This window comes from Kitasatospora sp. GP30, assembly GCF_029892145.1.
GTDB classification, from domain to species: domain Bacteria; phylum Actinomycetota; class Actinomycetes; order Streptomycetales; family Streptomycetaceae; genus Kitasatospora; species Kitasatospora acidiphila.
Map to the genome: position 1 here is coordinate 308,391 of NZ_JARZAH010000004.1, position 12,166 is coordinate 320,556.

The window sequence follows — 12,166 nt, forward strand, 5'->3', positions numbered from 1 at the left end:
CGGCCCCGGCGATCATCCAACTCTCATGGACGGCTGTGCGGTCGATACAGCTGTACCGCCCGAAGTGCAGGGGGCAGGCGGTCGCGTTGTACCGGAGCGACGATCGGCGATCCCCCGTTCGCAGTTGGCGTTCATCCAGGAAGCGCCGGATCGGCCGGGGCCCCGCACTCGCGGGCTTCGGCCGGTCCGGTGCCTGCTATCTGGGGCCGAAGGTGTTGAGGAAGAGCACCGGCTCGTCGCCGAAGCGCCCGGAGGCGTCGAGGTCGAGGAGCGCCGCTAGGGCCTTGGCGGTGTAGGTGTGTTCGAGTGCCAGCCCCGCGTCGGAGGCGGCGCGGTTGAGTGCTGCGGTGGCTTCGGCGGTGGGGTGGGCGTAGCCGGGACCGAGCCAGCCGCGGTCGAGTCGGATGTCGTCCGAGCCGAGGCCGAGTGGCGGCAGGGCGGCGCCCCGACCGCGGAGCAGCGCCTCGGCCTTGCGGGCCAGCGCGTTGAGCGCTGTGCCGTCCAGGCGCAGGGTGTCGTTGACGACGATCCCGAGGACGCGGGTGCGCAGGCCGGCCAACCGCAGCCCCAGGGCCAGGCCGGCGGCGGTGCCTCCCGAGCCGACCGCGGTCACGACCCAGCCGGGCTCGGGCAGCAGCCCGTTCGACACCTGCGCGGCCAGCTCCAGCGCGGTTTCGACGTACCCGAGCGTGCCGAGCGGCGAGGATCCGCCGGCCGGGAGGAAGTACGGGAGGGTGGGGCCTCGCATCGAGGAATGGCGTACGAAGAGCCAGGGGGCGGCGAGGATCAGGCGGGTCTTGGTGTGCAGGAAGTGCAGGGTGGCGCCGGATGCGCGAAGGCGCCGGAGCTGGGCCCGGGTGTGATCGTCGACCGGATGGTCGATCAGGGCGAGGGCGACGGTGAGGCCCTGCTCGGGGGCGTAGAGTGCCGCCGCCAGACCCCAGTTGGTGCCGAGGCCGCCGACGGTGAGGAGGGTCCGGGCACCGCGCCGGTGGGCTTCGGGTAGCAGCCATTCCAGCTTGCGGACCTTGTTGCCGCCCCATCCGCCGTGCCCGTACCCGCTCTCGTCCTTCAGCCAGAGCGGAGACCGGCAGCCGAGCCCGGCCAGAGGCCGCACCGGCGTCGGCACGTCGCCCAGCGGGAGGTGCGGCAGCGACTCGGCCAGTTCAGGCCAACGCTGGTGCAGCAGCGGACGCGTCATAGGACCGACGATACGGGAGGAGCGGCCCGCCGAGGAGAGTGGTCTGTCGCCCCAGGGTGGCACGGGCCTGCCGGGTAAGCGGGGGAGATCTTCACCTGGACCGGCGATCCGCCCTTGCCCTGTGGCCCGGTGCGCTTGCACCGGGGCACACGGTCGGTTGCCGGGGCGACGCAGGAAGGGTGCGCCGACCTCGGCAGCGTGGCCTCGCCGCCCAGGTGTCCGGCGGGCGGTCAGGGGGTCGGCAGCTCGAACCCGAGGGCGGTCAAGGCCTCTTGGGCGGCCTGCTGGTCCTGCTGGTAGCTGCCGCCGGAGATTCCCGCCCATCCCTTCTGGCCGGGGGTTATCCCCCTTGTCAGAAGGGGGACTTGCCCCAGTCCCCTCCGTCCGGCCGGGCGGGAGACTGGCGTTCGACACCGAGGACGCCAACTCAGAGGGGCAGTAGTCATGTTCGAGCAATTTCGGGTAGCGCGCCGCCGGTCGGCCGCGGTGCTCGCACTCGCCGGCCTGCTCGGCGGCTCCCTGGCGGTGGGGGGGGGGGGGGGGCCGGGGCCCCCCCCCCCCCCCCCCCCCCACCGCCGCGGACCCCACGGGCCTGGCGGCCCTCGCGCAGCAGGTCGTGGACGCGGGCGCGCCGGGCGTCGTCGTGCGCGTCGAGGACGGACACGGCCGGGTGACCGAGATCGTCCGCCAGGCGGCCTGGGCCCGCGCCGACGCCGGGCTCGCGGTGGCGGACCAGTTCCGGATGGGCTCCAACACCAAGACCATGGTGGCCACCCTGGTCCTGCAACTGGTCGCCGAACACCGCGTCAACCTGACCGACACCGTGGAGAAGTGGCTGCCGGGCCAAGTCCCGGGCGGCCGCGCGATCACCGTGCGGATGCTGCTCGACCACACCAGCGGCCTGTTCGACATCACCCACGACCCCGCGGTGCTGGCCGCCTTCCTCGGGCAGGACGCGCACCAGTGGACCCCGCGCGAGCTCCTGGCCGCAGGTGTGCGGCACGCGCCGCTCTTCCCGCCCGGGCGTCAGTTCTCCTACAGCAACACCAACTACATCGCGCTCGGCCTGATCCTGGAACGGGCCACCGGCCGGTCCCTCGGCACGCTCGTCCAGCAGCGCATCGCGCGCCCGCTCGGCCTGACCCACACGTACCTGGCCGACAGCCCGGCCACCAGCTCCCGCCAGGCCCACGGGTACGAACCCGACGCGGCCCACCTCGCCCTGTACCTGCCGCCCGGGGTGCCGGCCGGGACCTCGTTCGCGGGCCCGGCGCGCGGTGCGTGGGTCGACACCACGGCGATCAACCACAGCACGCTGTGGGCGGCCGGCGGCATCGTGTCCACCGCCGCCGACTGGGCCCGCTTCGACCGGGCCCTGCTGTCCGGCAGGCTGCTGCCCGCCGCTCAGCTCGAAGAGATGAAGGCCACGGTGCCCGAGGACCCGAAGGACCCGTCCGGGAACGGCTACGGGCTCGGGCTGCGCAAGGTCGTCTTCCCCTGCGGCACGGTGTGGGGCCACGACGGCCAGGCGGCCGGATACAGCAGTGTCGCCTACACCGACGCGGCGGGGCGGGGCACGGTGACGATCCTGGTCCCCACCATCTTCGGGCTGGCCGCCCCCGCGGCAGGCGCCGCCGAACAGGCCCTGGAACAGGCGGCGGTCTGCACGGTGCTCGGCGAACCGGGCCCTCGGGCGTAGCCGCGCACCGGGTCCGTCGATGCTGCGGTGACCGATGGGCGGCGCGGCGGGGCCGGGCCGGGGCGGTGGGTCAGGTCGGGTCGGTGCCGAGGGTCGCGCGGGTGAGCGTGGTGGCGGTGTGGACCGCGCTGGCGATGGCCTCCTCCGCGTCGAGGCGGAGCAGGTCGGTGAGGGTGAACAGGGTCTCGGCGCTCATCACGACGGCGAGGTCCCGCTTCAGCTGAGCCAGCGCGGCGGGGTCGGCGCCGGGGGCCTCCGCGACGGGGGCGAGTGCGTGGTCGATGAGCCCGATCCGCAGGGCGGGGCGGGCGGCGGCGGCCTCGGGGCGGGTGATGGTGGCCGCGATCATGGCACGGGTGGCGCCCTGGTAGGCCAGAACGTGCCGCAGCAGGTGCTCCGTCGCGGCGGCGACGCGCGCCACCGGGTCGGTGGAGTCGGCAACGGCGCGGAGCGCCTGCTCCGGGGTGGGCCATTCGTCCGCCATCGACTCCCGGAGCAGGCTGGCCAGATCGGGGAAGTAGCGGTAGGCGGTGGCCTCGGAGACCAGGGCCGCCTTCGCGACCTCGGGCATGGTCACCTCGTGCCCGGTGCGCATCAGCTCGGCCGCGGCCGACACGATCGCCGCGCGGGTTCGCAGCTTCTGGTTGGTGCGGCCCTTCGCGCCCTGACGTGTCTTCGGTTCCGTCTCCTGCATGGCGCCACTCTAGCAAGTGGACTCCAATGATGAGAGAGCACTTGCACGATGGAATGCGACAGTCCTACAGTCATGAGAGTCAGCTCTCACGAAGGATGGCCATGACACCAGACGTCTCCGTCGTCGCTCCCGGCGGCGGCGAGGTGATCGACCTCGGGCAGGCCCGGATCCGCATTCTGGAAGACGGCACCACGACCGCACACCGGCTCGGGATCGCCGAGATCACGATCCCCGCGCACACCCAAGGGCCGCCCCAGCACCGCCACGCCCAGCACGACGAGGGCTTCTACGTGGTCTCCGGCGCCGCCCGCTTCACCGTCGGCCGCGATGTGCACGAGGCGCCGGCCGGAACGATGGTCATGGTCCCCCCGGGCGCTCCGCACACCTTCGCCAACCCGGGCGACCAGCCGCTGGTCATGATCAACACCTTCACCCCGGACCTGTACGTCCAGTACTTCCGCGACCTGCGGGACATGATCACCGGCGGCCGGGCCATGACCCCGCAGAACATGGCCGAAGTGATGGACCGCTACGCCACGACCGCCGTACCCGATGCCGGCGGCCCGCTCGCCGCACCCACGATCGAGCAGAAGGAAGCCGACCCGATGACCGTCTCCGCCCCGACCAGCACCACCCGCACCATCGAGCTGCACCACGGCCCGAGCGTCACCGTCCAGGAGTTCGGCGAGCACCGCGCCGGCACCGGCGTGCTGATGCTGCACGGCGGCGCCGGCCCGCGCTCGATGGCCGGCTTCGCCGCCGGCATGTCCCAGCGCGCCCACGTGGTCGTCCCGACCCACCCCGGCTTCGACGGCACACCCCGCCCGGAGGGAACCGACACCGTCGCCGACCTGGCCTGCGCCTACCTCGACCTGCTCGACGAACTCGGCCTGGACGAGGTGATGGTCGTCGGCAGCTCGGTCGGTGGCTGGATCGCGGCCGAGATGGCACTGCGCGACAACCGCGGCAGGATCAGCTCGCTGGTCCTGCTCGGCGCCACCGGCATCACCCCCGAACCCCCGCTGGCCATCGCCGACCCCGCCGACCTCGGCCCGGTCCGCACCGGCGAACTGGCCTTCCACAACCCCGACTTGCGCCCCAACCCGGCCGCGCTCGGCGACGAGCAGAAGGCCGCCATGGCCGCCAACCAGCACACCCTGGCCGTGTACGCCGGTGACCCGTTCTGCCACGACCCGAAGCTGCGCGGCCGCCTGCACCGCGTCGGCGTCCCGGTCCTGGTGCTCGCCGGCGAGCAGGACGGCATCGTCCCGCTGGAGTACGAGCGCGCCCTGGCCGACTCCTTCCCGCGCGCCACCTTCCGCCCGATCCCCGAGGCCGGGCACTTCCCCCACCTCGAGCAGCCGGACGCGGTTTCCAGCGCCATCGGCGACTTCGTCGCCACCGAGCTCAAGCCCGAAGGCGACTGACGGTCAACCGTCGCGGCCGGCTGCCGCACGCTCCGTGCGCCAGACCGGCCGGGTCCGACCCGCGGCGCCGCGGGCCGTCCCGGCGCGTTCGCGGCCGGCAGTGCATCCTCGCACGCAGGCCGGACCCTCCGGGCGAGCCGGCTGTCAATGGTCCTCCGTACGGGCCGCGATGCCGTGGCCGTGGTAGACCTCGTCGTAGTAGTGGAGCACCAGGGGGCGGGTGAGCATCGCCTCGAAGGTGGCGGTGAAGCCGTGCTCGGTGCGCCAGGCGAGGTAGTCGGTGTAGTTGTGCCGCTCGGTCCACCGGGTCAGGCCCGCGACGTGGTCGGGGTCGTCCTGGTCGCGCAGGATGCGGATGTCTTCGCAGCCCTCGTGCTTGAGGCTCTCGCCCAGGATGTCCAGCAGCAGCTTCGCGACGTCGTCGCCGCGGCCGGGCTGGGAGAAGAACTCGGCGATGACCAGTGTGCTCATGGGTGCTCCCTGGAAGGAGTGGGTGCCGGCCGGCCGCCGGGGGAGCAGCCGGCCTTCGGCTGACCGGGGCCGGGTCGGCGCGGGCTTGCCCTCAGTAGGGAGCCGGCGCGTTGTGCAGGATGATCAGGGAGCTGATCTTGCCGTCGACGACCGTGAGGTAGCTGGTCAGGATCAGCTCATCGGGGAGGTTCGTCTTGTCGTACTCGCCGTCGTACCGTGCGCGCACGATCGTCAGGGACCCGTGGGGCACGACCTCGGTCACGTCCATGGTGACCTTGTCGTCGACCAGTTCGCGGCGCGCCCAGGCGCGGATCGACGCGGGGCCGGCGAATTCGCGGTGCACGTCGTTGACCAGGGCGTCGTCGGAGAAGGTCGCCATGATCGCATCCACGTCGAAGGCGTTGACCGCGGTGATGTAGGCGGCGACGACCTCGGGCAGCGTGTCGACCGGGTGGGTGGTGTTCATGGGGTGCTCCCTCGTTGACGTGTTGACTTCGGAGCGATGGGGTCCGTACTGCCCATGCTGGGCGCTACCCGCGCGGGAGGGTCAACGGTCGTCGTGTGCTGGACCCTCCGGTAGGGGGAGGGTCGATACTGGCGCCATGCACACAGGCCTGACGGTCGGCGAGTTCTCCCGCGTGACCCATCTGAGCATCAAGACCTTGAGGCACTACCACGAGGTGGGGTTGCTCGCGCCGGCCGACGTCGACCGGGGCACCGGCTACCGGTACTACTCCCTTGAGCAGGTGCCGACCGCGCAGGTGATCCTTCGTCTGCGCGACCTCGACATGCCCGTGGCGGACGTGAAGGCCGTGCTGGCCGCACCGGACGTGAGTACGCGCAACGAACTGATCAGTGCCCATCTCGCGCGGTTGGAGGACCGGCTCGTCCAGGCCCAGAGCGCCGTCGAGTCGCTGCGCGAGCTGCTGGCCCGGCCGGACGACGCGCTCAGTGTCGAGTACCGCACAGTCCGCGAGCAGCCGGCGATCGGGATTCGCGAGGTCGTCGACCGACGGGACGTGGTGAGCTGGTGGCAGGGCGCCCTCGGCGAACTGCACGGCTTCGTCACCGCCCAGCGCCTGCGCCGCACCGGGCCGATCGGCGGGCTGTTCGCGAGCGAGCTGTACCAGGACGAGCGCGGTGAGGCGATGGTGTTCGTCCCGGTCGACGCGGACGCGCACCTGGTCGGCCGCATCGACTCGCTGCTCGTGCCCGGTGCGGAGCTCGCGATCGCCGTCCACCGCGGGTCCCTGAACAGCATCGACCTCACCTTCGGTGACCTGGGCGTCTACGCCGCGCGCCACGAGATCGGCGTCGACGGCCCGCTGCGCGAGTACTACCTGCGCAGTCCCCTCGACGGGTCCGACGAGGACGATCTGGTCACCGAGGTCGGCTGGCCCATCTTCCGCTCCAACGGCTAGCGTCCGTGCCGCGGCGGCGGCCAGGACGTCGCGGGCGCGGCAGGGCCTGACCACCCGCGACGGCGTGGCCCTGGAGAACGGCAGGCCACGGCGGTCGCGTTGTCACTGGTGGCCCGTACTGTCGGCGGCATGGCAATCGTGATGTTCGTCGACGAGACGACTGCGGGGGACCGCAGCGACGGCTGGGACCTGGAGATCGCCGAGGAGCGGCTCACCGTGGGTGAGTTGATCCGGCGTCGGGTGTTCCAGGAGGTCGCCGAGTACAACGCGCGCACACCGCAGGTGTTCCAGGGGCTCGTGCAGCCCGACGACGCCGAGCGCGTGCTCAACGGGTACGTGCTGCGCACCCCCCGTCGGATCGATCCCGAGGCGCAGACCGAGCTGGCGCTCAAGGCGTTCGCGGGCAATGGATTCCTCGTCCTGGTGGGGGACCGTCAGGTCACCGACCCGGCCGAGGAGATCGAGCTCGCGCTCGGCACGGAAGTCACGTTCCTGAAGCTCGTGGCGCTGGTGGGGGGATGACGATGGGGGAGGCCGAAAAGCTCAGGATGCTGATCCGGCAGCGCGCCGCCGCGGGGGAGTCGACCGAGCTCGCCGTCGAGCTGCTCAAGGCCGCGGCCGTCAACCGGGGCAGCTGGACCGGGGTGCTGGCCGACGTGCCCGACGAGCTGCGCGCGTTGCCGCCCGAGGCCCGCAGGGCGCTCGCCGATGCCCTGGTGGCGCAGTACCACTCGGCCGAGGCGGGCCCGGTCGCCCGCGGCAACGCCCTGACCCTGGTCGGTGTCGTCGCGCGTGGCCTGCCCGGCGACCGGCTCTCGGTGGAGCGTCTGGAGGCGCTCGACGAACTCGGCCGCCAGAACTCCTTCTGGTACGGCAGGCGCTACGAGGTCCTCGCCGAGGCCGAACTCGCCGCCGGGCGCGCCCTCGCGCCCGCCGTCGTGGCCGCCTTCCGGCGCTCGGCCCTGGACGCGTACCGGGACGAGTCGGTCACCGCGCTGGCCCGGAAGCTCACCGAGCCCGTGCTCAACGTCGGCGAGGAGTGGGCCGAGCAGGCCATGCGGGACACCCGGGGCGCCCCCGGCTGGCAGGCCCTGCTGCGGCACGCGACGACCGCCACCGCGGCCAAGCCCACCCGCACCTGGGAGCAGCAGGCCCGCGCCCTGATCGAGCCCCTCGGCGCCGACCTGGTCCGCTCCACCGTGCTGCCCTGGCTCACCCTGGTCGGCCGCCGCACGTTCGCGCTGGAGCGGCGGCAGTACGAGGCCGACATCAACAACGCCTACGACCCCTGCAACGCCAACACCCTGCGCGGACTGAGCTGGCTGCTCGCCCTGCTGCCGCCGCACCCGGACACCGCCCGTGCGCTCGGAGCGCTGGTCGAGACCTCGCTCAAGAAGGTCGCCGGGCTGGGCCCGCGCAACCCGAAGGTCGCCAACGCCGGTGTCACCGCGCTCTCCCGCATCGACGGCGGACCCGCCCTCGCCGAACTCGCCCGCCTGGCCGCCCGGGTGACCTACAAGGGCACGGCGAAGCTGCTCGACACCGCCTTGGAGAGCCGGGCCGAGGCGCTGGGTCTGTCCCGCGAGGAGATCGAGGAACTGGCCGTCCCCGCCTACGGATTGACCGAGGTAGGCCGCGCCGAGCGGCAACTGGGCGAGGCCACCGCCGTCCTGGAGGTCCAGAGCGGCAGGGCGGTCGTCGGCTGGCGCAACGCGGCGGGCAAGACGACCAAGAGCGTGCCCGCCGCCGTGAAGCGCGACCACGCCGAGGAGCTCAAGGAGTTGAAGGCGGCGGTCAAGGACATCGACAAGATGCTCGCCGCCCAGAGCGAGCGCCTCGACCGGCAGTTCCTCGCCCGCCGCAGCTGGCCGTTCGCCGCCTGGCGCGAGCGCTACCTCGACCACCCCCTGATCGGCACCCTGGTCCGCCGGCTGCTGTGGACGGTCGACGGCACGACCGTCGGATTCGCCGACGGCGAGCTGCGCACCCTCACCGACGACCCGGTGCGCGAAGGGGCCGAGGTCCGGCTCTGGCACCCGGTGGGCCACGAGCCCGCCGCGATCGTGGCCTGGCGCGACTGGCTGGAGCGGCACGGGATCACCCAGCCGTTCAAGCAGGCCCACCGCGAGGTGTACCTGCTGACCGACGCCGAGCGCACGACGGGCAGCTACTCCAACCGCTTCGCCGCCCACATCCTGCGCCAGCACCAGTTCAACTCACTGGCCGCGATCCGGGGTTGGCGCAACAAGCTGCGGCTGATGGTCGACGACTCGGCCCCGCCCGCCACCCGCGAGCTGCCGCAGTGGGGGCTGCGCGCCGAGTACTGGATCCACGGGGAGGGCGACGGCTACGGCGAGGACACCACCGAATCCGGCAGCTATCTGCGCCTGAGCACCGACCAGGTCCGCTTCTACCCGATCGACGCCCCGGAGAACTCGGCGCACTGCTACGGCGGCGAGTACCAGATGTGGCTGGGCAACGGTGCCGACCCGGTGGACTCCCTCCCGCTCGCCGACATCCCGCCCCTGGTGCTGTCCGAAGTCCTGCGCGACGTCGACCTGTTCGTGGGTGTGGCCAGCGTCGGCAACGACCCGACCTGGCAGGACGGCGGACCCGAGGGGCGCTTCCAGGAGTACTGGACGCGCTACGGCTTCGGGGAGCTCAACCAGAGCGCCGAGACCCGCCGCGTGCTGCTGGAGCGGCTGATACCCAGGCTGGCTATCGGCGACCGCTGCACCATCGAGGGCCGCTTCCTGCACGTGACGGGCGAGCGCCACACGTACAAGATCCACCTCGGCTCTGGCAACATCCTGATGACGCCGGACGACCGGTACCTGTGCATCGTTCCAAAGGCCAACCCGGGCGCCGCGCAGACCGGGTACCTCCCCTTCGAGGGCGACCGGACGCTGGCGGTGATCCTCAGCAAGGCGATGCTGCTGGCCGATGACACGAAGATCACGGACCCGACGATCCTGAGCCAGCTGTAGCGGGCCGCGGCGGCCGTCGCGGGCCGGCGGCGGTGGGACGCCGGCGGCCCCCAGGTCCGGTGCCGAGCGGTCAGATCCGGCGGATGGTGGCGATCGGCATCGCGTCGGCCGGCATGATCCGCACCACGGCGCCGGCGTGCGGCGCGTGCACCACTTCGCCGTTGCCGATGTACATGCCCACGTGGCCCTCGGGGCCGTCCTCGGCGTTGTAGATCACCAGGTCGCCGGGCTGGGCCTGGGCGAGGCTCGGCACCGCCGTGCCCACCGTGGCCTGCTCCTGCGAGGTGCGCGGCAGCGAGACGCCGGCCTGCGCATAGGACCACTGCATCAGGCCCGAGCAGTCGAAGGTGGTCGGGCCGGTGTGACCCCAGACGTAGGCGTCGCCGAGCCGGGTCAGCGCTTGCTGCACCGCGACTCCCGCCTGGCCGGAGGCCGGCGGCAGGTTGGCGAGGTCGGCCCGACTGCTGCTGCGGGACGCCGTGCCGCCGTCGGCCTGGTCCTGGGCCGCCTGCAGGGCGGCCCGCTGGCTCGCGGTGAGGGAGTCGAGCAGCGTCTGGGACTGCTGGAGCTTGGTCTGCACCTGGGCCTTGGCGTTGTTCAGCGCGGTGGTGTTGGTGTCCAGCTGGGCGAGCGTGCTCGCGGCGTCCTGCTTCTGCTGGTCCAGGGTGCGCTCGGCCTGCTGCAGGGCCTTCAGTGCCTCGGCCTCGCTGATGTTCGCCTGGCGCTGGGTGGTGGCCTGGTCGAGGTAGCCGTCCGGGTTGGAGCTGAACATCAGCTCGACCGACGGGTCGAGCCCGTCCTGCATGTACTGCTGACCGGCCACCGCGCCCAGCCCCTCCTCCAGCTGGGTCACCTGGGCCTGGGTGCGGGCCACCTGGTCCTGGAGCTGGGAGGCCTGCTGGCGCAGCGCGTCCGCCTTCTCCTTGGCGCCGTCGTACTGCTCGGTGGCGTGCTCCGCCTGCGCGTTCAGGCCGTCTATCTGCGTCTTGACGTCGTCGACGGACGGCTTCGGATCGGCCCAGGCGCTCTGCGCGGACAGGGCGACCGTGGCAGCGGCCGCAGCAGTGAGCACCAGGACCCGGGCCTGGCTCGGCTGCTTCGGACGGCGGTGGGACGCCACAGCGGCTCCTTCTTCCCGAGGGGTCGCTCGGTCGAGTGAGTCGGCCGGACGAGCGGTTTGACGTCAGACCATACTGCTCCTGTGATGATCGGGCCAGCTCGCCCCCGGGGAACTCACCGGTCGAACGAGTCCGCTGAGTTCGCGTCAGCAGCCGCCGGATTGAGCTGTCCGGGCGGATCAGCCGGACCTCGCGGTGTGCCTGCTCATCGGGGCACGCTTCTGGACCAACACTGGGCCGATGCGAGAGATCCGCCTGCCGTTGTCCCGCCGCCGCTTCCTTGCCGTGGGTACCACGGCCCTGCTGGGCCTCGGCGGTCCGCCGGGCCGGGCCGCCGCCAGGACCGTCCAGGTCCCGCAGCCGGAGTACGAGGTCCACGCCGGCCCGAACGTGATGGCCCTCACCTTCGACGACGGCCCCAGCCCGCAGTACACCCCGCAGGTGCTGGACGTGCTGCGCGACCACGGCGTCAAAGCGACGTTCTTCGTGTGCGGCGACAACGTCGTGGAGTATCCCGCCGTCATCCGCCGGATGGCCGCCGAGGGACACACGATCGGCAACCACACCTGGTCCCACCCCGACCTCCCGGGCCTGTCCGCCGACGACATCCGCGACCAGATCCAGCGCACCCAGGACGCCATCACCGAGGCCTGCAGCCGGAGACCGGTGCTGTTCCGCGCTCCCTACGGCGACTTCTCCGACACCACGCTGGCCGTCTGCGCCGACATGGGCCTGCGCCCGATCTCCTGGTCGGTGGACCCCGAGGACTGGGCCAACCCCGGCACCGACACCATCGTCGACCGGGTCCTCGCCGGCGCCGCGACGGGTGCCATCGTGCTGGACCACGACGGCACCGAGGGCGGCGACTCCGATCCCGCCCCCGGCAGCGGGGGCGACCGCTCCCAGACCGTGGCCGCCTTGGGCACCTACCTGCCCAAGCTGCTCGCGGCCGGCTACACGTTCACCACACCCGACGCCCACCCACCGCTCCCGATCAAGCTCCAGCACCGCAGCGCCTGAACCGCGCCTCGCCGAGCAGCCGTAAACCTGACGGAGTCCCTGGGTGCGGGCGGTGCGGGGGGATCGGCGAGGCGGGCTTCCGGAGACAATGCCGTGCGGGTGAGCGGCAGGGTGCCGGGAGAAGGGGA

11 protein-coding genes and 1 pseudogene are annotated in these 12,166 nt (G+C 72.4%); 7 read left to right on the forward strand and 5 right to left on the reverse strand.

What is annotated here, in order from left to right; all coding sequences use genetic code 11:
• Nucleotides 1-196: 196 nt before the first annotated feature.
• Nucleotides 197-1,201, reverse strand: coding sequence for a pyridoxal-phosphate dependent enzyme (locus P3T35_RS09480; protein WP_101383863.1), 1,005 nt, complete (start codon nucleotides 1,199-1,201; stop codon nucleotides 197-199).
• 616 nt (nucleotides 1,202-1,817) lie between these two features.
• Between P3T35_RS09480 and P3T35_RS09485 the strand changes: the two genes are divergently transcribed.
• A complete protein-coding gene (locus P3T35_RS09485; protein WP_280704980.1) occupies nucleotides 1,818-2,900 on the forward strand; it encodes a serine hydrolase domain-containing protein in 1,083 nt (360 codons plus the stop codon).
• 70 nt (nucleotides 2,901-2,970) lie between these two features.
• Here P3T35_RS09485 and P3T35_RS09490 read toward each other — a convergent pair whose 3' ends face one another.
• Entirely contained in the window at nucleotides 2,971-3,594 is a 624-nt protein-coding gene (locus P3T35_RS09490; RefSeq protein ID WP_101383865.1) for a TetR/AcrR family transcriptional regulator, read from the reverse strand.
• Between the two features lie 101 nt (nucleotides 3,595-3,695).
• Between P3T35_RS09490 and P3T35_RS09495 the strand changes: the two are divergent.
• Both P3T35_RS09495 and P3T35_RS09500 read left to right on the forward strand, forming a co-directional pair.
• Nucleotides 3,696-4,100, forward strand: a pseudogene (locus P3T35_RS09495) (cupin domain-containing protein); the annotation flags it as partial.
• 99 nt (nucleotides 4,101-4,199) lie between these two features.
• Nucleotides 4,200-5,021, forward strand: coding sequence for an alpha/beta hydrolase (locus P3T35_RS09500; RefSeq protein ID WP_218976824.1), 822 nt, complete (start codon nucleotides 4,200-4,202; stop codon nucleotides 5,019-5,021).
• 144 nt (nucleotides 5,022-5,165) lie between these two features.
• Here P3T35_RS09500 and P3T35_RS09505 read toward each other — a convergent pair whose 3' ends face one another.
• Both P3T35_RS09505 and P3T35_RS09510 read right to left on the reverse strand, forming a co-directional pair.
• Nucleotides 5,166-5,492, reverse strand: a complete 327-nt coding sequence (locus P3T35_RS09505) for an antibiotic biosynthesis monooxygenase family protein (protein WP_101383867.1) — start codon at nucleotides 5,490-5,492, stop codon at nucleotides 5,166-5,168.
• A 91-nt stretch (nucleotides 5,493-5,583) separates the two neighbouring features.
• Entirely contained in the window at nucleotides 5,584-5,958 is a 375-nt protein-coding gene (locus tag P3T35_RS09510; RefSeq protein ID WP_101383868.1) for a nuclear transport factor 2 family protein, read from the reverse strand.
• A gap of 136 nt (nucleotides 5,959-6,094) precedes the next feature.
• Here P3T35_RS09510 and P3T35_RS09515 point away from each other — a divergent pair, with 136 nt between their 5' ends.
• From P3T35_RS09515 to P3T35_RS09525, 3 genes are all read left to right on the forward strand, one after another.
• Nucleotides 6,095-6,913 carry a MerR family transcriptional regulator gene (locus P3T35_RS09515; protein WP_101383869.1) on the forward strand — a complete coding sequence of 273 codons (819 nt, stop codon included), beginning with the start codon at nucleotides 6,095-6,097 and terminating at the stop codon, nucleotides 6,911-6,913.
• A gap of 108 nt (nucleotides 6,914-7,021) precedes the next feature.
• On the forward strand, nucleotides 7,022-7,435 hold the full coding sequence (locus P3T35_RS09520) for a hypothetical protein (RefSeq protein WP_280704984.1): 414 nt from the start codon (nucleotides 7,022-7,024) through the stop codon (nucleotides 7,433-7,435).
• Between the two features lie 2 nt (nucleotides 7,436-7,437).
• The gene (locus P3T35_RS09525; RefSeq protein ID WP_101383870.1) at nucleotides 7,438-9,900 is read left to right on the forward strand and encodes a DUF4132 domain-containing protein; all 2,463 of its coding nucleotides are present in this window, start codon (nucleotides 7,438-7,440) and stop codon (nucleotides 9,898-9,900) included.
• A 70-nt stretch (nucleotides 9,901-9,970) separates the two neighbouring features.
• Here P3T35_RS09525 and P3T35_RS09530 read toward each other — a convergent pair whose 3' ends face one another.
• Nucleotides 9,971-11,020: an NlpC/P60 family protein gene (locus P3T35_RS09530; RefSeq protein ID WP_101383871.1), complete on the reverse strand. Its 1,050-nt coding sequence runs from the start codon at nucleotides 11,018-11,020 to the stop codon at nucleotides 9,971-9,973.
• A 238-nt stretch (nucleotides 11,021-11,258) separates the two neighbouring features.
• Between P3T35_RS09530 and P3T35_RS09535 the strand changes: the two genes are divergently transcribed.
• Nucleotides 11,259-12,038: a polysaccharide deacetylase family protein gene (locus P3T35_RS09535; protein ID WP_143676997.1), complete on the forward strand. Its 780-nt coding sequence runs from the start codon at nucleotides 11,259-11,261 to the stop codon at nucleotides 12,036-12,038.
• Nucleotides 12,039-12,166: the final 128 nt, after the last annotated feature.

What these genes read in the sequence shown, in the direction of transcription:
- P3T35_RS09500 (WP_218976824.1), top strand. Translation starts at nt 4,200, where the DNA reads ATGACCGTCTCCGCCCCGACCAGCACCACCCGCACCATCGAGCTGCAC.
- P3T35_RS09515 (WP_101383869.1), top strand. Translation starts at nt 6,095, where the DNA reads ATGCACACAGGCCTGACGGTCGGCGAGTTCTCCCGCGTGACCCATCTG.
- P3T35_RS09480 (WP_101383863.1), bottom strand. Translation starts at nt 1,201, where the DNA reads ATGACGCGTCCGCTGCTGCACCAGCGTTGGCCTGAACTGGCCGAGTCG.
- P3T35_RS09525 (WP_101383870.1), top strand. Translation starts at nt 7,438, where the DNA reads ATGGGGGAGGCCGAAAAGCTCAGGATGCTGATCCGGCAGCGCGCCGCC.
- P3T35_RS09510 (WP_101383868.1), bottom strand. Translation starts at nt 5,958, where the DNA reads ATGAACACCACCCACCCGGTCGACACGCTGCCCGAGGTCGTCGCCGCC.
- P3T35_RS09505 (WP_101383867.1), bottom strand. Translation starts at nt 5,492, where the DNA reads ATGAGCACACTGGTCATCGCCGAGTTCTTCTCCCAGCCCGGCCGCGGC.
- P3T35_RS09535 (WP_143676997.1), top strand. Translation starts at nt 11,259, where the DNA reads ATGCGAGAGATCCGCCTGCCGTTGTCCCGCCGCCGCTTCCTTGCCGTG.
- P3T35_RS09490 (WP_101383865.1), bottom strand. Translation starts at nt 3,594, where the DNA reads ATGCAGGAGACGGAACCGAAGACACGTCAGGGCGCGAAGGGCCGCACC.